Genomic DNA, 22,793 nt, shown 5'->3' on the forward strand with positions numbered 1-22,793 from the left:
TTAAAAAGAACATTAATAAAAAAATTTATAAATCTAGTAGTTATAAGGGCTAGTAATGACTTGTAGTTGGTAGACAATCTATAATTCTAATAGAAGGAATGGTATAATTAGAGGATAACAAAATAAAGGTTTTTAAGGGTGATTGGCAGTCTTCTCTATTTACTCCTCATTAGTAATTTTATTTACTAGTGTTAACGGAGAGGAAGGAGGGATTGCTAATGTCAATATTCGAAGCATTAAGCATAGCTATTGGTCTTGGCACTTTAATCGTAGCTGTCTTAGCTTTATCCTTTACTTTTTCGCAAAAAAAGTAAAAGCACCCTTTCAAACCTAGGCCATAGGGTAGGGTGCTTTTTACTCTATAATTTTGTGCCAATCGCTCTTGAAGCGTTTGTTTTGTTACTTAGACCGTTTGGTGTTATCAGCACCATTCGGTTTTTTCTTATTTATATTATATCATATCATATCATATCATAACAATTCCATTTAACATGAATTTCTCACTACTGTCCCCGTTTTCACCTTTACCACCGGTTTCGGTGCATACATAAATCCTAAAAAGAAATCTATAGAAAATATACGCAGTGCAAACGAAAATTTTTGAATGATAGTAGTGATGAAATTAAACGATCAATCATACAGTAAATGTATCTATTAAACATTCGAGGGTGTTTTTATTTTCTGCTTTAAGTTATGTAAATTCTCACAAAAGGTATTTTAATTCTACTTTATTGCTAGACACCAATTTTTGTGAATGCTATATTAATGGTGTCATAGTTTTTTTATAATTTAAGAAAAATCAGGTTTCATCACCAAGAGATGGGATGGCCCAAAACTTTTTCTAATTATAAGGAGTGATGGAGTAAAGAGTTATAAGAAGGATGATAGATGCCTATGGTAAAGAAAACGTTAAAACAACGCATTGTTGACGCTTCCGTAGTGCTATTTCAGCAAGATGGCTATCACAATGTAACTGTTGATCGCATTGTCGAATATATTGGTGCATCAAAGGGTGGATTTTATCATAATTTTAAATCGAAAGATGAACTATTGTATGAAATTCATGATGTATTTATTTCTTATGTTATTAAACGGTCACAGGAGGCATATGACAAATACGATACACCGATTACTCGTTTATGTGCAATGCTACAAACGCTGACACAAGTATTTGATATGTATCAAGCACATATTACTGTTTTTTATGAGGAAAGTCGTTCATTGCCAGAGGAATATAGTGAAATTATTCATAATAAACGAGACCAATATCGGGATATTTTACAAAAAGTCATAGAGGAAGGCCAGCAAACAAAGGATTTTCGTACAGAACTACCTTGTACTATTGTAACGATGGCTATTGTTGGGATGATCAACTGGACATACAAATGGTTTAAACAAACAGGTCCATTGACAATGGAGGAAATTACAGAGGTATTTACGGATATGGTATTGCGTGCGATTGTCACTGAACAAGCAATGGAAGAAGCAGTTCAATTTATGGTAAAGGGGAAGCCAGCAGCAGAGACTGGTTTTATTAATTTTTAAAACAAACCGACTAGTCGGTATTCATCTTCATTCAGTTACCACTGAATGAAGATAAAGCCTCCGGTGGATGTCACGGATTTTGAAAGGAATGAATTGTGCTGGCACAATTCAAAATCCGGACGCAATTACGCCAAGGCGAAATTGATTTTTGTGTGCAACTGTCGTCTGAACGAAATCTGCTATGGCAAATTAAAAATTAGGGGGACTAGGGATGAACTTTGAACTAACGAAAGAGCAAGCGATGATTCGAGACATGGTGCGTGATTTTGCTGAAAAAGAAATTAAACCGTATGCTCGGGAGGTTGACGAGACATCGACAATGAGAATAGAGAGCTTTCAAAAAATGGCAGAGCTAGGCTTATTGGGTATCCCATTTCCTGAGGAATATGGTGGTTCAGGCGGAGATACGGTTTCCTACGCGCTTGCTGTTGAAGAAATCGGCCGTGCGTGTGGTGGCACAGGATTAAGCTATGCAGCAGCAGTTAGCTTAGGTGCTTCGCCTATTTACAACTTCGGCACAGAGGAGCAAAAGCAGGAATGGCTTGTTCCGTTAGCGAAGGGTGAAACGTTAGGTTCATTTGGCTTAACAGAGCCTAATGCAGGTTCAGATGCTGGTGGGACACTAACAACAGCCGTAATTGATGGTGATGATTACATCATTAATGGTGAAAAATGTTGGATCACAAATGCTGGCTATGCACGTCAAATTATTGTGACAGCAGTGACAGGTAAACGTGAAGATGGTAAAAAAATTATCTCATCTATCATTGTACCAACCAATACTCCTGGCGTAACCATCAACTGCAATTACGACAAAATGGGCGTACGTGGCTCTAATACGTGTGAGATTGTTTTGCAAAATGTTCGTGTACCAAGAGCTAATCTTTTAGGAGATGAAAAACGCGGATTTAGTCAATTTTTAAACACTTTAGATGGAGGACGTATTTCCATTGCTGCATTATCTGTAGGAATTGCACAAGCTGCTTATGAGAAAGCATTAAAATACGCAAAAGAACGTGAACAATTTGGTGCACCCATATCAAAACTTCAGGCTATACAATTTAAATTAGCCGATATGGCAATGGAAATAGAGCTTGCGCGTACGTTAGTACATAAGGCGGCATGGCTTAAAGATCAAAAGAAACCATTCGGGAAGGAAGCGGCAATGGCAAAATTATTTGCTTCTGAAATGGGCTTCCGCACTTGTAATCAAGCCATTCAAATTCACGGCGGTTCAGGATATATGAAAGAATACGACGTAGAGCGTCATCTACGTGACATTAAGTTAATGGAAATCGGTGAGGGAACATCTGAAATTCAACGTCTCGTTATTTCTCGTCTAATTGGCTGTTAATCATATTAAATAGCATAAATAAGGGGGATTTTCATGGCAGAACTTGTGTATCAAACTATTGGTCAATTGCTAGATAAACAATCTGAAAAGTATCCACAGCGTGAAGCATTAGTGTATGCAGACAGGAATTTACGTATGACCTATGAGGAGCTCAATCAGCAAAGTCGCTTAGTGGCTAGAGGGTTGATGGCTCTTGGAATAGAGAAGGGTGATCATATTGCAGTATGGACGACTAATGTCCCTGAATGGGTACAGTTGCAATTTGGCACAGGTAAAATGGGTGCTCCTATCGTTACTGTAAATACTAATTATCGTTCAAGTGAGTTGGAATATTTATTGAAGCAATCTGATGCAAAAACGATTATTTTAATTGAAAATTATCGAGACCATTCTTTTATGAATACACTGCAAGAGTTATGTCCAGAGCTTGATCATTGTGAACCAGGTAATTTGCAATCAAAGCGACTACCTTTATTGAAAAATGTTATTTTAATTGGCGAGACAAAATATCCCGGAGTACTTAACTGGTCTGATGTGTTATCTGCTGCTGAGCAAGTAACAGAGGAACAATTAGATCAAAGACAGCAAGCACTTCATTATGATGATGTTATTAATATTCAATATACTTCGGGAACAACAGGTTTTCCAAAAGGTGTTATGTTAACGCATTATAACTTAGTAAATAATGCGATTAATATTGCAGAATGTATGCATTTAACTTCTGAAGATCGCTTGTGTATCCCTGTGCCATTCTTCCACTGCTTTGGCTGTGTGATTGGAACATTAGCGATTACTACTAGTGGCGGGACGATGGTACCCGTGCAGGAATTTTCACCTACTGAGGTGCTAAAAACGGTTGAAAAAGAAAGATGTACCGCGCTACATGGCGTACCAACGATGTTCATTAGCGAACTTAATTTACCGAATTTTTCGTCTTTTGACCTATCGACATTGCGTACCGGAGTAATGGCTGGCTCTAACTGTCCTATGGAGGTGATGAAGGCTGTTATCGAGAAAATGGGTATGAGGGATATTACGATCTGTTATGGGCAAACAGAATCCTCACCTGTTATTACACAAACGAGAACAGATGACCCGCTATCGTTAAAGGTTGAAACAGTTGGCCGCGCATTGCCAAATTTAGAAGTTAAAATTGTCATTCCTGGTACAAATGAAGAAGCTGCGCCGAATGAGCAAGGTGAGCTATGTACGAGAGGCTACCACGTTATGAAAGGTTACTATAAAAACCCAGAAGAAACGCTGCTTGCAATTGATGAGTCTAGCTGGCTGCATACCGGGGATTTGGCAACGATGGATGAGGCGGGCTATGTACGTGTAACTGGGCGTTTAAAAGATATGATTATTCGTGGTGGTGAAAATGTATCTCCTCGAGAGATTGAAGAATTCCTTTATACACACCCAAAAATTGCAGATGTGCAAGTTGCAGGTGTTCCTGATCCTGTTTATGGAGAGGAAGCGGCAGCTTGGATCATTTTGCGAGAAGGAGAGCAGGCAACAGAGGAAGAGGTTCGGGATTATTGTCGGGATAAAATCTCCAGACATAAAATTCCACGACATATTTTCTTTATCGACGACTATCCGATGACTGCATCAGGAAAAGTTCAAAAGTATAGATTACGAGAGAGTTTTGGTGCAACAGTGAAGTAAGAAGGGGGCCAGTGTTATGTTCAAGAAGGTTTTAATTGCAAACCGTGGAGAGATAGCAAGGCGTGTTATAAGAACATGCAAACGACTAAATGTTCAAACAGTTGCGGTGTATTCCGAGGCAGATGCTGAAAGCTTACATGTTAAGGATGCTGATGAGGCGTTCTGTATCGGAAAACCACCTGTTGCACAAAGCTATTTAAATATTGATCGTATTCTTGAAGTGGCGAAGGACAGCGGTGCTGACGCTATTCATCCAGGCTATGGCTTATTATCAGAAAACGCTGAGTTTGCTAAACGTTGTACAGAGGCCGGTTTAGTGTTTATTGGGCCGAGCGCGGATGTTATTGCTTCGATGGGCAGTAAATTAGAAGCTCGGAAAACAATGAAAGCAGCAGGTGTACCGATTGTTGAAGGTGTTGAGGCACCGGTAAAAGATGTAACAGAAGCTATTGAAATTGCTTCCCGTCTAGGCTATCCCATTATGTTAAAGGCCTCTGCTGGTGGTGGAGGTATCGGGATGCAGCTCGTTGACAATGCAGAGGAATTAGCAAAAGCCTTTGAGGGGAATCAAAAGCGGGCACAGTCATTCTTTGGTGATGGCACGATGTATATGGAACGATTTATTGCGAATCCTCATCACGTCGAGGTACAAATTATTGCGGATCATGATGGCAATGTTGTACCACTATTTGAACGTGAGTGCTCGATTCAACGCAGAAATCAAAAAGTAGTGGAGGAAGCGCCGTCTCCTTTCATTTCTGATGAAACAAGAAAAAGTATGCTTGATGCGTCAGTCAAGGCAGTTCAGCATATTGGCTATGTGAATGCTGGAACGATTGAGTATTTAGTAGATGCAGAGCAAAACTTTTATTTCTTGGAGATGAATACTCGTCTACAGGTGGAGCATCCGGTGACTGAAGAAATTACAAAGCTGGATCTTGTAGAGGAGCAATTAAAGATTGCTGCAAAACAATCATTAGCATTTACTCGCGATAGCATCCAAAGAAAAGGGCACGCGATTGAAGTACGCATCTATGCTGAAAATCCTTCGACATTTTTCCCTTCTCCAGGCACAATCACGGCTTTTGAATTACCTACAGGTGAAGGGATTCGCCATGAATGTGGAGTAGAGGCAGGTACTACGGTAACACCTTTTTATGATCCGATGATTAGCAAATTAGTCGTGTGGGGAGAAACAAGAGCAACTGCGTGTGAAAGACTTATCGAAGCACTTAAAGCGTATAAAGTAGAAGGAATTCAAACAAATATTCCTATGCTGTTAAAAACAGTCACGCATGAACAATTTTTAAAGGGCTATACAACAACTAAATTTGTGGATGACTATTATCTACCTCAATTAGCAGAGACGAAATAAAGACTGGGGCTGTCCATATAACTTCTGTTTGTGAGAATATTTAGGACAGCCCAGTTACTGGACCATCACCAAAATTTGTGGATGACATTTTTTAAAATACATGCCCTGTATATTAGCTGATTGTAGTGGAGGCTAGGCGACTCCTTGGGGATTAGCGATAGGGGAACAAAGGCTAAGAGCATCACATCCTGTGATAACGCCTTCGTGACCAACATCATGTTGGCCCGAGACCCTGGAGCGAGCAACGCGAGTGAAGCGGCTCATCGGACGCCCCCAGGAAGCTCTGCTCTGCGCGAAAGCGAAGCGTCAGCGGCAAAGCGCCTAGTCGGAACGGAAATCAACCACACGTTATGGCGATGAGCCCAGTTATTAAATATTTGGAGGGATTTACAATGGCAACAGTTAAAGCGAGCATGGCAGGAACAGTATGGAAAATCGTTGTAGCAGAGGGCGAGAAAGTGACAGCAGGACAAGATGTGGCAATTTTAGAGTCGATGAAAATGGAGATTCCTATTGCAGCAGAAGAAGATGGTGTGGTCACAAAAATCATTGCGAACGAAGGGGATTTCATTAACGTTGATGATGATATTTTAGAAATCGAATAAGGAGGCTTCTTTATGCAGCTACCAAAGCATGTAACGTTAAAGGAAGTAGGTCCTCGTGACGGTTTGCAAAATGAGAAAATGCATCTTGCAACTGCCGATAAAGTACAGCTAGTGAATTTACTTAGTCAAACTGGATTGAAATATATCGAAGTAACATCGTTTGTGCATCCGAAGTGGATTCCACAGCTGGCAGATGCTGTAGAGGTACTTCAAGCTATTAAACGCCAAAAAGATATAACGTATGCAGCATTAGTACCGAATATGCGTGGCTTAGAACGTGCATTGCAGGCTGAAGTAGATGAAGTGAGCGTTTTTATGTCGGCAAGTGAAAGCCATAATCAAAGCAATATTAATAAAACGATTAATGAAACATTTCCGATATTAGAGGAAGTAGTTGTGGGGGCAAAAGCAGCACATAAAAACGTTCGTGGTTATATTTCAACAGTAATTGGTTGCCCGTATGAAGGCTACATACAACCAGAAAAGGTTTTGCGAGTAACAGAAAAATTATTCGAAATGGGTGTCGATGAAATTTCACTTGGTGACACGATTGGTGTTAGTGTACCGACACAGGTGGAAAGTCTTTTAGAAGAATTACTAAAAAGATATCCTGCAGAAAATTTCGCGATGCATTTTCATGATACACGTGGCACAGCACTAGCAAATATCGTGAAATCCTTAGAAATGGGAATTACCAAGTTTGATAGTGCACTTGGTGGACTCGGAGGCTGTCCATATGCCAAGGGAGCATCAGGCAATGTAGCCACGGAAGATTTATTGTATTTATTAGATGAAATGGGTATTAAAACAGGTGTTGAACTGAATAAAGTGCTAGAGGCGGCGCTATTTATTGAACAAAAACTAGGGAAGGCAGTTGTATCTAAGCAAATGGCGATTGCCCGTAATGAAAGGAGTACGAGTCAATTATGACGCAACTCGTTCGTTTTGAATTATTAGATGATTGCATTGGGCTTATTACACTTTCAAGAGCTGAAGCTGCGAATGCAATGTCTGTACAATTACTCCAAGAACTTAGTATGACATTCGACAAAATAAATGGTGATCCTGCAGTGCGAGTTGTCTTACTAACAGGAGCAGGGGAAAAGGCTTTTTGCGCTGGAGCAGATTTAAAAGAGCGTAAAGGGATGCCAGATCGACAAGTAAAGCAGATAGTGCAATTAATCGGTGCAACAGTGGCAAAAGTAGAAGCACTCGCTCAACCAGTTATTGCCGTATTAAATGGTGTTGCTTTTGGTGGTGGACTCGAGCTAGCGTTAGCCTGTGATTTACGTTTTGCAGCTGCACATGCAAAGCTAGGCCTTACGGAAACATCTCTCGGTATTATTCCAGGGGCTGGGGGAACACAGCGACTTCCACGACTAATTGGCATTGGAAAAGCGAAGGAATTGATTTATACAGCACGTCGATTAAATGCAGAAGAAGCAAGAAGCTACGGCATTGTAGAGTATGTTTATGAAGGACCTGAAGTGCTTGAAAAGGCTCAGCAGCTTGCGCTTGAAATGGCCAAAAATGCCCCGCTTTCTTTAATACAGGCAAAAATCGCTATGAATCAAGGTGTTGAAGTAGATTTAGCTACTGGTTTAAAAATCGAATCACTAGCATATAATGCTCTGATTCCTACAGAAGATCGTTTAGAGGGCTTACTTGCTTTTCAGGAAAAGCGAACACCGCAATACGTAGGGAAATAAATGGCTCTGATGAAGGATTTTGAATGGTTTTACCACATCATCAAAAGTCGGGGATGACATTTTTAAAAAGTATGCCATGTATATAAGTTGATTGGAGTGGAGGTTGGGAGACTCCTTGGGGATCAGCAATAGAGGAACGAAGGCTAAAACCATCACATCCTGTGATAACGCCTTCGTGCCAACATCAGTGCTGCTGCCGCTTCGCTTTCGCGCAAAAAACATCTGTTGGCCCGAGACCTTGCAGCGAAGCGGATGTTTTCTGTGCGAAAGCGTAGTGCTAACGTAGCGGCAGCAAATGTTTTATCTGTGCGAAAGCGAAGCGACAGCAACAAAGCGCCCAGCTGGAACGGAAATCAACCCCACGTTATGATGATGAACCGAAATCTAGGTGTATTATTAATTATTTATGCTAAGACGTAACCGATTGGGCAAAAGGAGGAATTAACTATGAGCAATGTATCGACAGAAAAAACGACGAAAACAATGAAGGAACAAATTTTAGCAGGTGGTCTTCCAAAATATCACGATAAAAATGCACAGCAAGGAAAACTATTTGTACGCGAACGACTCGAATTATTATTAGATGATGGGCTGCAATCAGAGGATGGCTTGTATGCGAACTGTTTAGCTGGTGACTTACCAGCAGATGGCGTTGTCACAGGAATCGGTAAAATTCATGGCCGTACCGTTTGTGTTTTAGCAAACGATTCGACGATTAAAGCTGGTTCTTGGGGTAAACGTACAGTAGAAAAAATGATTCGTATTCAAGAAACAGCAGAAAAACTAAATTGCCCTTTACTTTATCTAGTCGATTCAGCAGGTGCACGTATTACAGATCAATTAGAAATGTTTCCTGGTCGAAGAGGAGCAGGGCGCATTTTCTATAATCAGGTAAAGCTTTCAGGTAAAATCCCTCAAATATGCTTATTGTTTGGACCTTCTGCAGCAGGAGGTGCATATATCCCTGCATTCTGCGATATCGTAGTAATGGTAGAGGGCAATGCATCGATGTATTTAGGGTCTCCACGTATGGCGGAAATGGTTATCGGTGAGAAGGTAGATTTGGAAACAATGGGTGGAGCGAAAATGCACTGTTCCGTTTCTGGTTGTGGAGATGTGCTCGCTAAAACGGAGCAAGAAGCAATCGCGTATGCTCGTAAATATTTAGGCTATTTCCCGAACAACTATGCAGAGCGCAGTAAGGTTGAGGCACCAAAGCCACCAGCTTCATTTGATAAGTCCATTGAGGAACTAATACCAACAAATCAAAACGTTCCATTTGATATGTATAAGTTAATTGACCGCATTATTGATGAAGGTTCGTTTTGTGAAGTGAAAAAATTATTTGCTCCAGAATTAATTACAGGGCTTGGACGTATTAATGGGCAATCTATTGGAATTATCGCCAATCAACCTCGCGTAAAGGGGGGCGTTTTATTCCACGATTCAGCTGATAAAGCAGCAAAGTTCATTTCACTATGTGATGCGTTTAATATACCGCTTCTTTTCCTTGCCGATGTACCAGGCTTTATGATTGGTACGCAGGTTGAAAAAGCTGGGATTATACGCCATGGTGCAAAGATGATTTTTGCAATGAGCGAGGCGACCGTTCCTAAATTAACAGTCATTGTTCGTAAGGCATATGGTGCAGGATTATATGCAATGGCAGGTCCTGCTTTTGAGCCAGACTGCTGTATTGCGTTATCCAACGCACAAATTGCAGTAATGGGCCCTGAAGCTGCGGTGAATGCGGTTTATGCCAATAAAATTGCTGAACTCCCAAAAGAGGAGCAGGCAAGCTTTATTGCAGAAAAACGCAAGGAATATCAAGAGGAAATCGATGTCTATCGTCTAGCTTCAGAGCTTATCATTGATGATGTTATTGAGCCAAATGATTTAAGAAAAGCACTTGAATCACGTTTAGAGCTCTATATGTCAAAGTACTTATTATTCTCAGAACGTAAGCATGGAGTAAATCCAGTATAAAGTTTTGATAATAACGCTGTCTCAGTTATACTTGAGGCAGCTTTTTTTATATATAAACTAGTTTTACCAAGCGTGTTGATTAGGAAAATATAGGTTTATTATTGAGTGATAAAAGGATTTTTTTATATTTTGGCAAATATATTTCCGTTTTTAACTGATTGTAGCGTAGGGCTACTCGAGTGCTCCTGTCGCTTCGCTTTCGTCGCAGAGCAAAGCTTCCCGCGGGAAAGCGAGACAGAAGAGACCCTGCAAGGAGCGAATGTTTTCTGTGCGAAAGCGTGAGTGCTAACGTAGCGGCAGCGACACCAGCGGCTCGACGCTCGCCCGCAGCGGAAATCAGAGCCTTCAAAATTAATCGAGGTGGATAAAAATGGTAAATTAACACACATGTAGTTTTACTTTATTAATAGCCCTTGCGTGGGAGAGGGAGGGCATATTAAAATATGAGAATGATACTAGGAAGCAGGTGGTTCAGGCATGTCAAAAAATAATATAGAAAGTAATGCCAAGCTACCATTACCATATCGTTCAATGATTGATACATATTATTTACCAATAAAAATAACAGGCTGGATATTTTTTTGTATCTATTCTGTTATAGCTTTTTATAAGCTGGTCATTGATCGTCTAGTGAATGTAGTCATTATTTTATTCAAGGGCGAATACTCTCTTGGTGAATTAGGGCTGTTTGATTATAGTGATTGGCGATTAACTACAAATTTTGTTCCCTTTGATACGATTCTTCGTTATATAAATTACTCTCAGTATTTTAATTTGGATATCATTATTATAAATCTACTCGGCAATTTATTAATATTTACCCCAATGGGCTTTTTACTACCACTGTTATCAAAAAAGTTTCGTAAAGCGTGGGTAGTTATTTGTGTAGGCTTTTTCTCCAGCCTAGCGGTAGAATCTATACAATTTATTTTTACGGTTGGGTCGGCAGATATTGATGATTTGATTTTAAATACACTTGGCGCATGGCTTGGCTACTTAGCCTATAAAAGCATACTTATTAAACCTAAACGAAATAGATAGAAACAGTCCTTGCCAAGGGGCTGTTTTTTTTAGGGGTAAATTAACACTATTTATAAAGTGATAACGGTAATAAAATTTATTGAAATTAAATATTGAAATAGTAAATGAATAGAAAAATGGATTTTATCGGAGGTCTTTATACCTATTTCGTTAAAAGTGGATTATTCCTTTAGGAGGTTAGTATTAATTTGCTCTTGAATTTAATCAAGAAAATTCCGATAATTAGTGTACAGAAACTGTTTAGATGACATAGGTATAGTTAAATAGAAGGTATTGATCATATCTATTATTTAACTTGCATATTAAGTTAGAAAGCCGAGGTGAATTCATATGAAACTATCAAGTTTAATAGAACAAGAAAGAATGTCATCACACTATAATCGTAAAAAGATTTTACAGCGAAAACAAGCAGGTGATGCATATCGAAAAAACGCACAGTATTTTCTGCCAAAGAAAAATCCAGTATTGCTTGAGCTAGAAAATTTACTTTTAGGACATACAGATCAAGAACTCTATGAGCAACAAAAAGAGGAATCCAAAGAAGTCACGCCCCAACAGCAAGCAATCATTCAAGATTTGCAGCAAACGAAAAAGAATGTGCTTGCTCATGAGCAAATGCAAAAGCCTGATGCTCTTGAAACAACTTCCTATTTACAGCTAGAGCATTTAGATGAAGAAGTGCCTACAGTAGTTGATGCGAATGCTAAGGAGACGCTACAAATTCTAGAGCAGGTGCGAAATGCAGCGCTAGAACCGGCACAGCCATCACCACAGGATTTACGTGTAGCGGCAAGTGCTAATGCTCAAATACAGCACATGCAATTGCAACTAAATGGCCAAGAGGTAGATCCAAGTGAATTAGATGACAGTGAGCCAGCTTTTGTACGTGAAGGTATTGAAGTCAAAGTACCAGAACGTTTTTCGAAGGAATTGAAAATGGATCCATTTGCAGATACAATTTTCGGTAAGCGGTATGAGGAGGCCTATAAGGCGCGAACATTTAAATATGCTTCTGAAAAATATGCCACTCATATTCAAATGGCGGACGACGGCTATCGACAAGGAAATGATTCTATGTTCTCCATGATAGCCTAATGCTGCAGATGGGAGATTTTAAACATGACGAAGGCAAAGCATGCAAAGACGAATGCTATAAGATTGTTGGAGCAACAAAAAATACAATTCGAAGTAATTGAGTATGAAACTGGTGACGGCCAAGTAGACGGAATTTCGGTTGCTGAAAAAATTGGTCATCCGGTTTCTCGAGTTTTCAAAACATTAGTAGCAAAAGCGAGTGCGCAAAAGCTTTTTGTATTTGTAATTCCTGTAGCAGAAGAGCTTAATTTAAAAGCTGCTGCCAAGGTCGTTGGAGAGAAAAAAATCGACATGCTTCCTGTCAAGGAGTTACTAGGCTATACAGGTTATGTACGAGGCGGATGCTCTCCAGTCGGCATGAAAAAGCTTTATCCGACGGTTATTGATGCGTCGGCTCAAGAGCAAGGAAGTATTATTGTGAGTGCCGGAAAAATCGGCATGCAAATCCATATGCAACTAGATGATTTAGTCGCTGTGACTAAAGCAAAGCTTGCACCAATTACCACTACCCAAGAATGATATCTGGGTAGTTTTTTTTGGGTTTTTAAGTAATGGCAGTAGAAAAAGATTGCTTGGTTTATGGTTAATCCGCTTGGCAATGTGGAAAGAAACGCATAGGTAGCTTGGCAAACTGTTCAGGTAGCTCGGGAAATTGCTCAGCTAAGAGGAAGAAGCCCGTGAATCCACTCAGTCTAGATTGATTTGAATGCTTTTCCTTTACATTGTAAATACGCAATTTTTTTGATGGGATCTCCTTTAATCAAGAAAGAATACGTTCATGATTGCATGAACGTAATTTTTTATAAAAAAAGAACAATAAATGAACGATTAATTAGTTTTGAAGAGCACTTAAACAATAAAAAGAAAAACAAAAGTATAGTGTAGTTAAGGTAATTTTCAGACGGAAAGGAGGGGATGTTTTGAAAGTGTTAATTGTTTCAATGTCTACTTTATTTATTGAAGCTTTACAAATAGCTATTCGTGATAGGCGTTCAACTTGGCAAGTAGATACTTATCAAATTCAAGCGCCTATATTTAATCAAACATTGCTGAAAAAAATTAAAGAACGATGCCTTGATATTGTAGTAATCGAAACAACAAATCAACATTTTACGATGATAATTGATAGTTTGAAGAAATTAAAGAGTCCAGAAATAGACATCATGTTACTTGTGGATTCAAGGATGGGTGAGGTTTACCATCACCTAAAAGATGAAGAACGGTGGTCTAGTGTTACTAAAAATACAAGTCTAGAGGAATTTTTAATATTGCTGGAATCCTTTAAAAGTAATGTACCTGATGTACCAGATGTCTCTTTAAAAGAGATGGATAAAGTGATTCTAAAAGAATTAGCAATAGGACACTCATTTGAGTTTATCCAACGTTCACAAGAGCTATCGGCTGAAGAAATAGATCAGTCACTATATCGAATTAATACTTATTTTAAAGTACCAAATTATATAGAATCTATTGTTAAAGCATTTGAACAGAAAATAATTACAAATTGAACATGCGAAGGAGGAAAAATAATATGAAAAAAGTTTTAGGTCTTTTAGGTGGATTAATTATTGGCATCGTTGTTATTGCTATCATAAAAATGGTTAATTAGGAGAGGTGCTTTATGACATTTAAAATAGAAAATTTAAATAAAAGCTTTGGTAATAAAAAAGCAGTAAACAATATTTCAATTCGATTAGAAGAAGGGCAAATCTTAGGCATGCTAGGTCGAAACGGTGCTGGAAAAACAACTACTATTCGAATGATGCTGGAGCTAATTCCAAAAGATAGTGGACAAATTTTATGGAGAGGAAAACCTTTTTCTAAGAAAAACTTAAAAATTGGCTATCTACCAGAAGAGCGTGGTCTTTATGCGAAAATGAACGTTTTAGATCAAATTATTTATTTTGGTATGTTAGAAGGAATGGATAAAAAAGAAGCTAAAAGAGAGGCCATAAAATGGTTGGAAAAACTTGAAATCTCATATGCAGCAAAGAAGCGCACCGAACAATTATCTAAAGGAAATCAGCAAAAAGTACAATTAATTACAGCGATTATACATGATCCAGAGTTTATTATTTTAGATGAACCTTTCAGCGGATTAGACCCTGTTAATGCGGATATGTTAAAAAACGTTGTAAAAGAATTGATTGCTAAAAAGAAAACAATTATTTTCTGTAGTCATCAAATGGACCAAGTTGAATCGTTTTGTAACCAAATTTGTATTTTAAAAGATGGGAATTTAATTGTGTCAGATCAATTATCAGCTGTGAAAAAATCTTATGATTATCGTTATTTAGAATTAGAAACGACAAATAATATTAAAGATTACTTAGATCATAAACAATATACATTTACACAAGAAAACAATCGTTATAAATTACGCATTCCACGAAGCGAGAGATTTTATCAAACTATTCAGGAGATTGATGAGAAATTTGAGCTGCAAGGAGTTGCATTAAAAGAACCAAGTTTACATGAAATCTTTATTGAACGGACAGGAGATGACGTAAATGCGAAATTTTAGTATTGTATTTAACACCGTTTTCAAAGAGGCTGTTAAAACAAAAGCCTATTTATATATGACGATTGGCTTAGTAGCATTGAGTTTGCTACTCTTTGCCTCACCATCAATTATGAAAGTCTTTAATACTGACAGTACGGATGAAACTTATAAAATTGTTAATCAAACATCTTTAAAACTATCTGAAAAAGAATTAACAGAGTTAGCCGGAAGCTGGACAATAGTAGACGATGCGAATATAGAAGATCTAAAAGAAGATATTAAAGCAGATGAATTAACTGGATTCTTTGTATTAGAAGATCAAACGAATTTAATGCAATTGAATATCTATATGCCGAAAGTAAACAATGAAGTGCTACTTCCGTTAGAATCTTATATTAAAGAAAAGAAAGTAGCGTCAATTGTTGCTACACAATCGATTGACATGGGTGTCCTTCAAGAATTGAATACACCACTACAAAGCAACGTTCAATCATTATATGAAACAGAACCAAATGCGTTGTTTATTATTTACGGTTTAATATCTATTATGTTCTTTTCTATTTCAATATACGGTAACAACGTTGCAACAGCGATTGCATCTGAAAAATCTTCACGTGTTATGGAAGTCATGATTACAAAAGTTGCACCAGTCCCTATGATGTACGGGAAAATTTTAGGCATTGGTTTAGCTAGTTTAACACAATTATTTATTTTTATGGGTGCCCTTTTATTATGGGCAAACGTAGGTATTTTTGAAGTTCCTGAAGGCTCGTTAGTACAAACTGTAATGGAAACTATTACATGGGGAACAGCAGCGTATATTCTTATTTTCTTTATCATTGGATACTTTATCTATGCAACTTTGTATGCGATTTTCGGATCCATGGTAAGCCGCCCGGATGATTTAGCAAGTGCATCGCTGCCAATTATGATTTTATTAATGGCGAGTTTAGCAGTGGAAATGCTCTTTGTAGTGGATTCTCCAGAAGGAACGATTACGAATATAACTTCTTACATTCCATTTACAGCGCCAATGAGTGTAATAATCCGTATTGTTTATAACACGATTTCACCAGTCGAAATTGCTGTTTCGCTATTAGTCATGATTTCGTTTATTGCTTTATTTGCAGCAATGGCAGCGAGAATCTATCCAAAAGGCGTTTTAAAATCAGATAGCTTAACATTTAAACAATTAATTCAGTCTAACAGATAATCCTGCGATAATAAGAACAAAATAGCAAGTCCTTTTGTAATCAAAAAGAACTCCGGCTTTTTGGCAAATTTTAATCCAGAACATAAAGAGAAGGACGGGGCAAAAAATGTTTTTACTCAAGATATTGAACTTTTAGATACAAAATAGCGAACAGCCCGTAGCCACAATTGCAGGTTATGGGCAATTTTTGTATGTAATAGCACTCTACTAGGTTAGTAAATGGAAACTACTAGGTGGACTTAATGGATGCATTTTTATATGGAGATACTTGCAGGATGGTAGGGTGAAAACGAATTGATAGAAGAAATGGATAATACAGAATTTTAATATATAATGGTTATGAGTAAAAATTTATTAAAGGAAGTGCGGAATGGACGTGCTAACGATTGAATTTATACTAATGGCCATTGTTCAGTTTTCAATGTTATTATTCTTTGCCACATATGTACTAGACTTATATTGGTCCAAAAAACAATTTTTAATCATTTTATTTGTTATATTTTTACCAACCTTTATAATAACCCCTTTTTTTGGACCGATATCCATCTTATATTATTTATCAGTATTAGCCATCATGATTTATCGAGAAACAAAAGTTGTTATGAACATTCTTCATGTGTTTATGGCGCTGATTTTTTTAGTAATCGGCGATAATATTTCTAATATATTGACTTTCCGTTTGTTTAATGGGATAGGAAATGAGTACCTATCATTAATTAGTTATTTCTTTTTTTTTATAGTATTTGGTCTAATATTTGCTTTTTGTTACAAAAAAATTGTGAAATATTTGATCAGTCGCTTGGTATTCTATAACTTCGTTTCGTATATTTCGGTATTCCTTGGTATTGCTACAGTCATCTTTATGTACATCAATATCATGGCAATTGACCATGACAATTTCTATGAAAGTGTTCAAAAAAATTTAGCGATGTTCTTAATTTATTTTCTATTACTTTCAATTAGTCTATTTGTCGTTCTATATTTAGCATTTAAACAATATAAAATAAAGCAACGTGAACAAGAAATGAAAAACTTCGAATCATATGTTGCATCTATTGAACAAATTAACCAGGATATGCGCAAATTCAAACATGACTACATTAATATTTTATCTACATTACGGACATTTATTGATGATAAAAACTATGAAGGTCTACATACATATTTCTATGATCATATTTTAGAAGCGAATCATCATGAACAGCTAAATCAACAAGCGATGATGATGCTAAACAACTTAAAAATAAATAGTTTAAAAGGGTTAGTAACTACAAAAATTTTACAAGCCCAATCACATCATGTACCGTTTTACATTGAAATTGTTGAGGAAGTTACAGATATTGATGTAGACCCAGTTCTTTTAAATCGTATGGTTGGAATTTTACTAGATAATGCAATTGAAGCTGCACGAGGGGTTGAAAATGGCGAAGTCCGCATGGCGTTTATCCGCATGGACGAGATTGTCTTATTAGTTGTGAGTAACACATTTGATAAGAAAATATCTATTAAGGTGCATGAAATTTATCAAGAAGGCTTTTCAACAAAGGGAGAAAATCGAGGTCTAGGCTTAGCTAATTTACGTCAAATAACAAATGATTTACATAACGTCAATTTGAACACGAAAATTAGTCCCCCTTATTTTATTCAAGAAGTTGAGTTTCAAAAGGAGTAGATAAAATAAAATATTTTAAAATTTTTTGTGATGCTTAGTGTAGCAGTATTTATTGGAACTGTGGAGAGTGATATGGTATAGTTTTGGGAGTTTTTTGATTATATTGGACTACCAAAAATAGAAAATAGAAAATTCCAAAAAAAGATATTGTATAATGATTATGTAGTGAATATTGTTTAAGGAGTGCAAAATGGGAAATCTAACAATTGAAATTTTACTAGTCTTTATTCAATATTTTATAATGCTATTTTTCTGTAAATATGTATTAGACTTAAATTTTTCAAAAAAACAATTTCTATTTATTATACTTATTATGTTTTTACCAACAGCTATATTATTTCTATTTATTGGACCAATATCTATCTTATACCTTGTATTGATATTAGCAATTATGGTTTATCGAGAAACAAAATGTATTATGAGCATTCTTCATGTGTTTATGGCGCTTATTTTTATAGTAATTAGCGATAACATATCGTATATAATTGCTTTTCGTTTACTTAATGCAATAGGAAATGAACAGCTAATTATAATCGGCTATTTCTTATTTTTAATAGTATTTGCCATAGTATTCGCCATTTTTTATAAACGAGTTGTGAAATTTTTGAGTGAACGCTGGGTATTTAAAAGTGTTTCATATATTTCGGTATTCCTTGGTATTGCTACAGTCATCTTTATGTACATCAATATCATGGCAATTGACCATGACAATTTCTATGAAAGTGTTCAAAAAAATTTAGCGATGTTCTTAATTTATTTTCTATTACTTTCAATTAGTCTATTTGTCGTTCTATATTTAGCATTTAAACAATATAAAATAAAGCAACGTGAACAAGAAATGAAAAACTTCGAATCATATGTTGCATCTATTGAACAAATTAACCAGGATATGCGCAAATTCAAACATGACTACATTAATATTTTATCTACATTACGGACATTTATTGATGATAAAAACTATGAAGGTCTACATACATATTTCTATGATCATATTTTAGAAGCGAATCATCATGAACAGCTAAATCAACAAGCGATGATGATGCTAAACAACTTAAAAATAAATAGTTTAAAAGGGTTAGTAACTACAAAAATTTTACAAGCCCAATCACATCATGTACTGTTTTACATTGAAATTGTTGAGGAAGTTACAGATATTGATGTAGACCCAGTTCTTTTAAATCGTATGGTTGGAATTTTACTAGATAATGCAATTGAAGCTGCACGAGGGGTTGAAAATGGCGAAGTCCGCATGGCGTTTATCCGCATGGACGAGATTGTCTTATTAGTTGTGAGTAACACATTTGATAAGAAAATATCTATTAAGGTGCATGAAATTTATCAAGAAGGCTTTTCAACAAAGGGAGAAAATCGAGGTCTAGGCTTAGCTAATTTACGTCAAATAACAAATGATTTACATAACGTCAATTTGAACACGAAAATTAGTCCCCCTTATTTTATTCAAGAAGTCGAATTTCAAAGGAGTAGATAAGATGGATATTATTATTTGTGAAGATGATTTAGCTCAATTAGAAAGTGTAAAAAAAACAATCGAAAACTACGCTATTATAGAAGATAATGGGATGGAAATTGTGCTGGCCACTACAAATCCTGATGATGTTCTATCATTTTTAGAAAATGATAAAGCGGATTGCTATTTTTTAGATATAGATTTAAATCACGAAATTACTGGTATCGCATTAGGTAGTAAGATTCGAGAAAAAGACCCTATTGCTAGCTTAGTATATATTACAACACATGCTGAAATGAGTTATCTTACATTTATTTATAAACTGGCTGCGTTAGATTTTATCATTAAAGATCACCCAGATACGTTAAAAGATAAATTATTATCTACTTTAAAAGAAGCGCATCGACGTTATTTAAAAATAGGGGAACAAGATAACATTCAAAAATTTCAAATTAAAACAACAGGGCGTACCCATAATATTGATTTTCAAAATGTTTATTTTTTCGAAGCTTCCCCAGGCTCACATAAAATTATTTTACATTTAGAAAATGAACATATTGAATTTTACGGTCGATTAAAAGATTATGAAGGTTTATATGATGATTTTTATCGTTGTCACAAATCTTCTATTGTAAATAAAAGCAAAATTAAAAATATAGATTCTAAGGAAAGAATTATTTTTTTAGATAATGGTGAAGTTTGTTATGTCTCAGCCCGACTTATTAAAGGTTTAATGAAGTAATGGCATGTTCATAGCCTTCTTTTTTAGCGAATGTTGCTAAAAGAGAAGGCTGTATTTTTTTTCACCCTCTATTAATGATATATCACGATAGCTTTCGTGTAGCGTAATGTACTTTTCTAAGTGGAAGAAGTATTTAGGCAGAGTGAAGAATGCTCGACTAAGATACTATCCAGTAATTCAAGAACATTACTTTCTTTTTGTTGGAGTAGGAGCAAATATAACCGTTACTAACAATCCTAAATATAAAGGATACTTTAAAAATTCATTTGTTGAATATTCCAATAAATAAGGCATACCTATAAACCATCATTACTATACCAATTGCAAACAAAACAGTCCCAATTTTTTTTATCATACATCTCCCTCCAAACTTAAAAATTCGACTTCGTTTTGGGTATTCCTTTTTCCAACTTACTGTTCGCGTATGAAAAATTTTGTATTTAATTTGTAGGTTATTATATATAATTGATTTAGTAATATTGGAAAAATTTATATCTTTTTCTTTGCTGTGGGTTTTAGGGGGAATTAATTTGAGGAAACTAGCATTATTTATTTTATGTATCTTTTTAGTAGGATGTACTTCAAAAGTTTATACAGATAACTTCGATAAGGGAAAAATAGAACTTGAAAATGGTAATTACAGTGAAGCAATAAAATTCTTTGAGATTGCTGAACAAGAAAAAAATACGAAGGAAATTGATGAATTAATATCGATTGCAAAGATCCTTAATGATAGCTTAATTGCTAAAAAGGAAGGTAAATTTGAAGCAAGTAATTATAATGCCGAAAAAATTATAGATTATAAAATTAAAGAAGAAGTAAATAAAAAAATCATTGAGAGTACAAAAAAACAAGCAAGAGAAATTGTAAAACAGACAGATGTGGAAAGCGCTCAAAAGGAAGAGTTAGAGGCAAATATCTCCAAAGGGAAAGTGTTGCTAGAACAGCAAAAGTTTGACGAAGCATACACTATTTTTAACGCACTTGTTACTCAAGAAGGGGATTATCCAAGTTACAAATTATTTAAAGATTTGTTTGTTCAAGCAACTAACTTAGCAAAAGAAACAGTTGATAAAAAAGAAGCATATATCGTGGAGCAGCAAAATAAAGCGGAAGAAGAGAAAAAGAAGAAAGCAGAAGAAGAAAAGCAACGGAAGATAGCAGAAGAAAATGCTAAAAAAGAAGCGCAAAAGCAAGCGCAAAATGCTAAAGTTTCAAAAGAGCAAGCAAAACAGCTAGTAATACAAAAACTACAGCTACCTAATAACCCTAATTTGTTTGTTGAATATGAGTATGACAATGAGCATGGCGATTATGTTTTTCATGTTTATGAAGTTGTGATTGACGACCCGAAAACAAAAGAAGGACATACTGCTACATGGGGTTGGTACGGTGTTGATCCGAAAAATAAATACGTATATGATGCGTTTAACTAATAACTCAATATTTCACAACAAATATTGAGTTATTTTCTAATTAAGCCAGTGAGTCACTTACTCTCATTGGCTTTTTTTGATTCTTTATAGTTCGAACCGACCCTAATCATGCAGAGAAACGGGGGAATCATACGATTGCCGGTAGCTCATTGCAAAGAGTGCACGAAGAACGACTGGCATCACAACTTGCCGAGGAAAACTGTTTTGGAGAAAAGTAGCTTTTCATTTTTTTAAAGGTTGCTTCATATAATGCAAGGCATAAGATAAAGGGGGATCGAAATTGAACGGAAATGTGACCTATTATTATGGACACGCACTGACTGGGCAAGGAATTAAACATTTATATAAAGAAATGATGGATGAGGCAGAATTAGTTTATATTTTGCAGGGTGCACCGACGTTTAAAGGAGCTGAGCTTCTTAAAGAGCTTGGGTATTTTTATGTGAAGCAGGGCTTTGCGGTGGAGTGGTTTAAGCATGCTTTGCTGGAGGATGTTGTAGAGGCAGTATACGTTCAAGGCTGTAATCGATTATTTGTATGGTCATCGGAGTGGGGGATTGAACCGACTTTTCTTGGCACAAAGCATCGGGTGATGTCATTTTATGATTGCTTAGAAGAAATCCAGCTTGAAAAGGTTGGTGAACAGCTCGCTAATACGATGACGGAACGAGAGTCATGGCGTGAGAAGTGTATTTCGTCGCTTACTAAAGCTATAAAGATTCATGATGATTGGGAAGTAGTGACACAGAGCTGTATGAACTGGGAGGCATTAAATGACCAGGTTGAAAATTTAAAGACAGATGTTTTCCAATCGATTGTCTTAAACAAAACAGGTATACGCACGCATCGCTTACTCGGAACATTAACACCGAGGGGGGCCGAAAATACTGTAGATAGTATAACGAAAAATGTATCTCGGAGATTGATGATCAAAGGAAAGCCGGGTACAGGTAAATCTTCGTTAATGAAAGATTTAGCAGACGAAGCAAATGCGAGAGGGCTCGATGCACAAATTATTTGGTGTGGCTTGGATGCAAACTCTGTTGACATGGTTATTATTCCGGAATTGAATTTCTGCATCTTTGATAGTACAGAGCCTCATATCTTTGACCCAGAGGACGGCAGACTTGGAGATGAAATATTCGATATAGGGAAACATTGCGCAATTTCACAGGAAGCAGAAGTTCAAATTGAAGATATTCGGGCAAAGTATAAAGAAGCAATGCAGGATGCAATGGGGTATTCGAAGCGTTATGCGGAAGCGGAGTATACTGTCCGTCGATTAATAGATAATTGTACATCGTCATCTCTTTGGCGAGAAAAAACTGCCCCGCTATTCGAAAGATTAACAAAGTAATTTTTCTTATAACATGCTTGTGCT

The 22,793-nt window shown here is 36.5% G+C and carries 22 protein-coding genes; all 22 read left to right on the top strand.

Annotated elements, in window-relative coordinates; genetic code table 11:
• The first annotated feature begins 218 nt into the window (after nucleotides 1-218).
• Entirely contained in the window at nucleotides 219-314 is a 96-nt protein-coding gene (locus FJQ98_RS26510; protein ID WP_220443508.1) for a putative holin-like toxin, read from the top strand.
• Between the two features lie 580 nt (nucleotides 315-894).
• A complete protein-coding gene (locus FJQ98_RS02640; RefSeq protein WP_053597421.1) occupies nucleotides 895-1,545 on the top strand; it encodes a TetR/AcrR family transcriptional regulator in 651 nt (216 codons plus the stop codon).
• A gap of 211 nt (nucleotides 1,546-1,756) precedes the next feature.
• The gene (locus tag FJQ98_RS02645) at nucleotides 1,757-2,899 is read left to right on the top strand and encodes an acyl-CoA dehydrogenase (protein WP_053597407.1); all 1,143 of its coding nucleotides are present in this window, start codon (nucleotides 1,757-1,759) and stop codon (nucleotides 2,897-2,899) included.
• Nucleotides 2,900-2,932: 33 nt separating this feature from the next.
• Nucleotides 2,933-4,567 (top strand): AMP-binding protein, encoded by a 1,635-nt coding sequence (locus FJQ98_RS02650; RefSeq protein ID WP_053597408.1) that lies wholly within the window; start codon nucleotides 2,933-2,935, stop codon nucleotides 4,565-4,567.
• Nucleotides 4,568-4,583: 16 nt separating this feature from the next.
• Nucleotides 4,584-5,942 carry an acetyl-CoA carboxylase biotin carboxylase subunit gene (locus tag FJQ98_RS02655; protein WP_053597409.1) on the top strand — a complete coding sequence of 453 codons (1,359 nt, stop codon included), beginning with the start codon at nucleotides 4,584-4,586 and terminating at the stop codon, nucleotides 5,940-5,942.
• A 144-nt stretch (nucleotides 5,943-6,086) separates the two neighbouring features.
• A complete protein-coding gene (locus FJQ98_RS02660) occupies nucleotides 6,087-6,302 on the top strand; it encodes a hypothetical protein (protein ID WP_053597410.1) in 216 nt (71 codons plus the stop codon).
• Nucleotides 6,303-6,334: 32 nt separating this feature from the next.
• Nucleotides 6,335-6,547, top strand: coding sequence for an acetyl-CoA carboxylase biotin carboxyl carrier protein subunit (locus FJQ98_RS02665; protein ID WP_031418413.1), 213 nt, complete (start codon nucleotides 6,335-6,337; stop codon nucleotides 6,545-6,547).
• 12 nt (nucleotides 6,548-6,559) lie between these two features.
• Nucleotides 6,560-7,477: a hydroxymethylglutaryl-CoA lyase gene (locus FJQ98_RS02670; RefSeq protein ID WP_053597411.1), complete on the top strand. Its 918-nt coding sequence runs from the start codon at nucleotides 6,560-6,562 to the stop codon at nucleotides 7,475-7,477.
• Entirely contained in the window at nucleotides 7,474-8,256 is a 783-nt protein-coding gene (locus FJQ98_RS02675; protein ID WP_053597412.1) for an enoyl-CoA hydratase, read from the top strand. Before FJQ98_RS02670 ends, FJQ98_RS02675 begins: the two co-directional genes overlap by 4 nt.
• Before the next feature lie 261 nt (nucleotides 8,257-8,517).
• On the top strand, nucleotides 8,518-8,676 hold the full coding sequence (locus tag FJQ98_RS02680; RefSeq protein ID WP_158003116.1) for a hypothetical protein: 159 nt from the start codon (nucleotides 8,518-8,520) through the stop codon (nucleotides 8,674-8,676).
• A gap of 27 nt (nucleotides 8,677-8,703) precedes the next feature.
• The gene (locus FJQ98_RS02685; RefSeq protein ID WP_053597413.1) at nucleotides 8,704-10,242 is read left to right on the top strand and encodes an acyl-CoA carboxylase subunit beta; all 1,539 of its coding nucleotides are present in this window, start codon (nucleotides 8,704-8,706) and stop codon (nucleotides 10,240-10,242) included.
• Between the two features lie 477 nt (nucleotides 10,243-10,719).
• On the top strand, nucleotides 10,720-11,283 hold the full coding sequence (locus tag FJQ98_RS02690; protein WP_053597414.1) for a VanZ family protein: 564 nt from the start codon (nucleotides 10,720-10,722) through the stop codon (nucleotides 11,281-11,283).
• Nucleotides 11,284-11,613: 330 nt separating this feature from the next.
• Nucleotides 11,614-12,378, top strand: a complete 765-nt coding sequence (locus FJQ98_RS02695) for a hypothetical protein (RefSeq protein ID WP_053597415.1) — start codon at nucleotides 11,614-11,616, stop codon at nucleotides 12,376-12,378.
• Nucleotides 12,379-12,402: 24 nt separating this feature from the next.
• Nucleotides 12,403-12,897, top strand: coding sequence for a Cys-tRNA(Pro) deacylase (gene ybaK / locus FJQ98_RS02700; RefSeq protein ID WP_053597416.1), 495 nt, complete (start codon nucleotides 12,403-12,405; stop codon nucleotides 12,895-12,897).
• Between the two features lie 407 nt (nucleotides 12,898-13,304).
• A complete protein-coding gene (locus FJQ98_RS02705; RefSeq protein WP_241774670.1) occupies nucleotides 13,305-13,886 on the top strand; it encodes a glycosidase in 582 nt (193 codons plus the stop codon).
• A gap of 113 nt (nucleotides 13,887-13,999) precedes the next feature.
• Nucleotides 14,000-14,902, top strand: coding sequence for an ABC transporter ATP-binding protein (locus FJQ98_RS02710; protein WP_053597418.1), 903 nt, complete (start codon nucleotides 14,000-14,002; stop codon nucleotides 14,900-14,902).
• A complete protein-coding gene (locus FJQ98_RS02715; protein ID WP_053597419.1) occupies nucleotides 14,889-16,094 on the top strand; it encodes an ABC transporter permease in 1,206 nt (401 codons plus the stop codon). Before FJQ98_RS02710 ends, FJQ98_RS02715 begins: the two co-directional genes overlap by 14 nt.
• A 370-nt stretch (nucleotides 16,095-16,464) precedes the next feature.
• Nucleotides 16,465-17,766 (top strand): sensor histidine kinase, encoded by a 1,302-nt coding sequence (locus tag FJQ98_RS02720; protein ID WP_201406615.1) that lies wholly within the window; start codon nucleotides 16,465-16,467, stop codon nucleotides 17,764-17,766.
• A 190-nt stretch (nucleotides 17,767-17,956) separates the two neighbouring features.
• Nucleotides 17,957-19,255, top strand: coding sequence for a sensor histidine kinase (locus tag FJQ98_RS02725; RefSeq protein WP_201406616.1), 1,299 nt, complete (start codon nucleotides 17,957-17,959; stop codon nucleotides 19,253-19,255).
• Nucleotide 19,256: 1 nt separating this feature from the next.
• Nucleotides 19,257-19,976: a LytR/AlgR family response regulator transcription factor gene (locus tag FJQ98_RS02730; RefSeq protein WP_053595348.1), complete on the top strand. Its 720-nt coding sequence runs from the start codon at nucleotides 19,257-19,259 to the stop codon at nucleotides 19,974-19,976.
• Nucleotides 19,977-20,455: 479 nt separating this feature from the next.
• Nucleotides 20,456-21,412 carry a hypothetical protein gene (locus FJQ98_RS02735; RefSeq protein WP_143114851.1) on the top strand — a complete coding sequence of 319 codons (957 nt, stop codon included), beginning with the start codon at nucleotides 20,456-20,458 and terminating at the stop codon, nucleotides 21,410-21,412.
• A gap of 280 nt (nucleotides 21,413-21,692) precedes the next feature.
• Complete coding sequence (locus FJQ98_RS02740; protein ID WP_053595350.1) at nucleotides 21,693-22,769, top strand: nucleotide kinase; 1,077 nt, start codon at nucleotides 21,693-21,695, stop codon at nucleotides 22,767-22,769.
• The last annotated feature ends 24 nt before the right edge of the window (nucleotides 22,770-22,793 follow it).

Source organism: Lysinibacillus agricola (assembly GCF_016638705.1).
Lineage (GTDB): Bacteria > Bacillota > Bacilli > Bacillales_A > Planococcaceae > Lysinibacillus > Lysinibacillus agricola.

Coding starts and splice junctions, on each gene's coding strand:
- FJQ98_RS02730 (WP_053595348.1), top strand. CDS start 19,257: ATGGATATTATTATTTGTGAAGATGATTTAGCTCAATTAGAAAGTGTA.
- FJQ98_RS02665 (WP_031418413.1), top strand. CDS start 6,335: ATGGCAACAGTTAAAGCGAGCATGGCAGGAACAGTATGGAAAATCGTT.
- FJQ98_RS02720 (WP_201406615.1), top strand. CDS start 16,465: ATGGACGTGCTAACGATTGAATTTATACTAATGGCCATTGTTCAGTTT.
- FJQ98_RS26510 (WP_220443508.1), top strand. CDS start 219: ATGTCAATATTCGAAGCATTAAGCATAGCTATTGGTCTTGGCACTTTA.
- FJQ98_RS02710 (WP_053597418.1), top strand. CDS start 14,000: ATGACATTTAAAATAGAAAATTTAAATAAAAGCTTTGGTAATAAAAAA.
- FJQ98_RS02670 (WP_053597411.1), top strand. CDS start 6,560: ATGCAGCTACCAAAGCATGTAACGTTAAAGGAAGTAGGTCCTCGTGAC.
- FJQ98_RS02725 (WP_201406616.1), top strand. CDS start 17,957: ATGGGAAATCTAACAATTGAAATTTTACTAGTCTTTATTCAATATTTT.
- FJQ98_RS02645 (WP_053597407.1), top strand. CDS start 1,757: ATGAACTTTGAACTAACGAAAGAGCAAGCGATGATTCGAGACATGGTG.
- FJQ98_RS02675 (WP_053597412.1), top strand. CDS start 7,474: ATGACGCAACTCGTTCGTTTTGAATTATTAGATGATTGCATTGGGCTT.
- ybaK (WP_053597416.1), top strand. CDS start 12,403: ATGACGAAGGCAAAGCATGCAAAGACGAATGCTATAAGATTGTTGGAG.
- FJQ98_RS02640 (WP_053597421.1), top strand. CDS start 895: ATGGTAAAGAAAACGTTAAAACAACGCATTGTTGACGCTTCCGTAGTG.
- FJQ98_RS02655 (WP_053597409.1), top strand. CDS start 4,584: ATGTTCAAGAAGGTTTTAATTGCAAACCGTGGAGAGATAGCAAGGCGT.
- FJQ98_RS02695 (WP_053597415.1), top strand. CDS start 11,614: ATGAAACTATCAAGTTTAATAGAACAAGAAAGAATGTCATCACACTAT.
- FJQ98_RS02715 (WP_053597419.1), top strand. CDS start 14,889: ATGCGAAATTTTAGTATTGTATTTAACACCGTTTTCAAAGAGGCTGTT.
- FJQ98_RS02690 (WP_053597414.1), top strand. CDS start 10,720: ATGTCAAAAAATAATATAGAAAGTAATGCCAAGCTACCATTACCATAT.
- FJQ98_RS02685 (WP_053597413.1), top strand. CDS start 8,704: ATGAGCAATGTATCGACAGAAAAAACGACGAAAACAATGAAGGAACAA.
- FJQ98_RS02650 (WP_053597408.1), top strand. CDS start 2,933: ATGGCAGAACTTGTGTATCAAACTATTGGTCAATTGCTAGATAAACAA.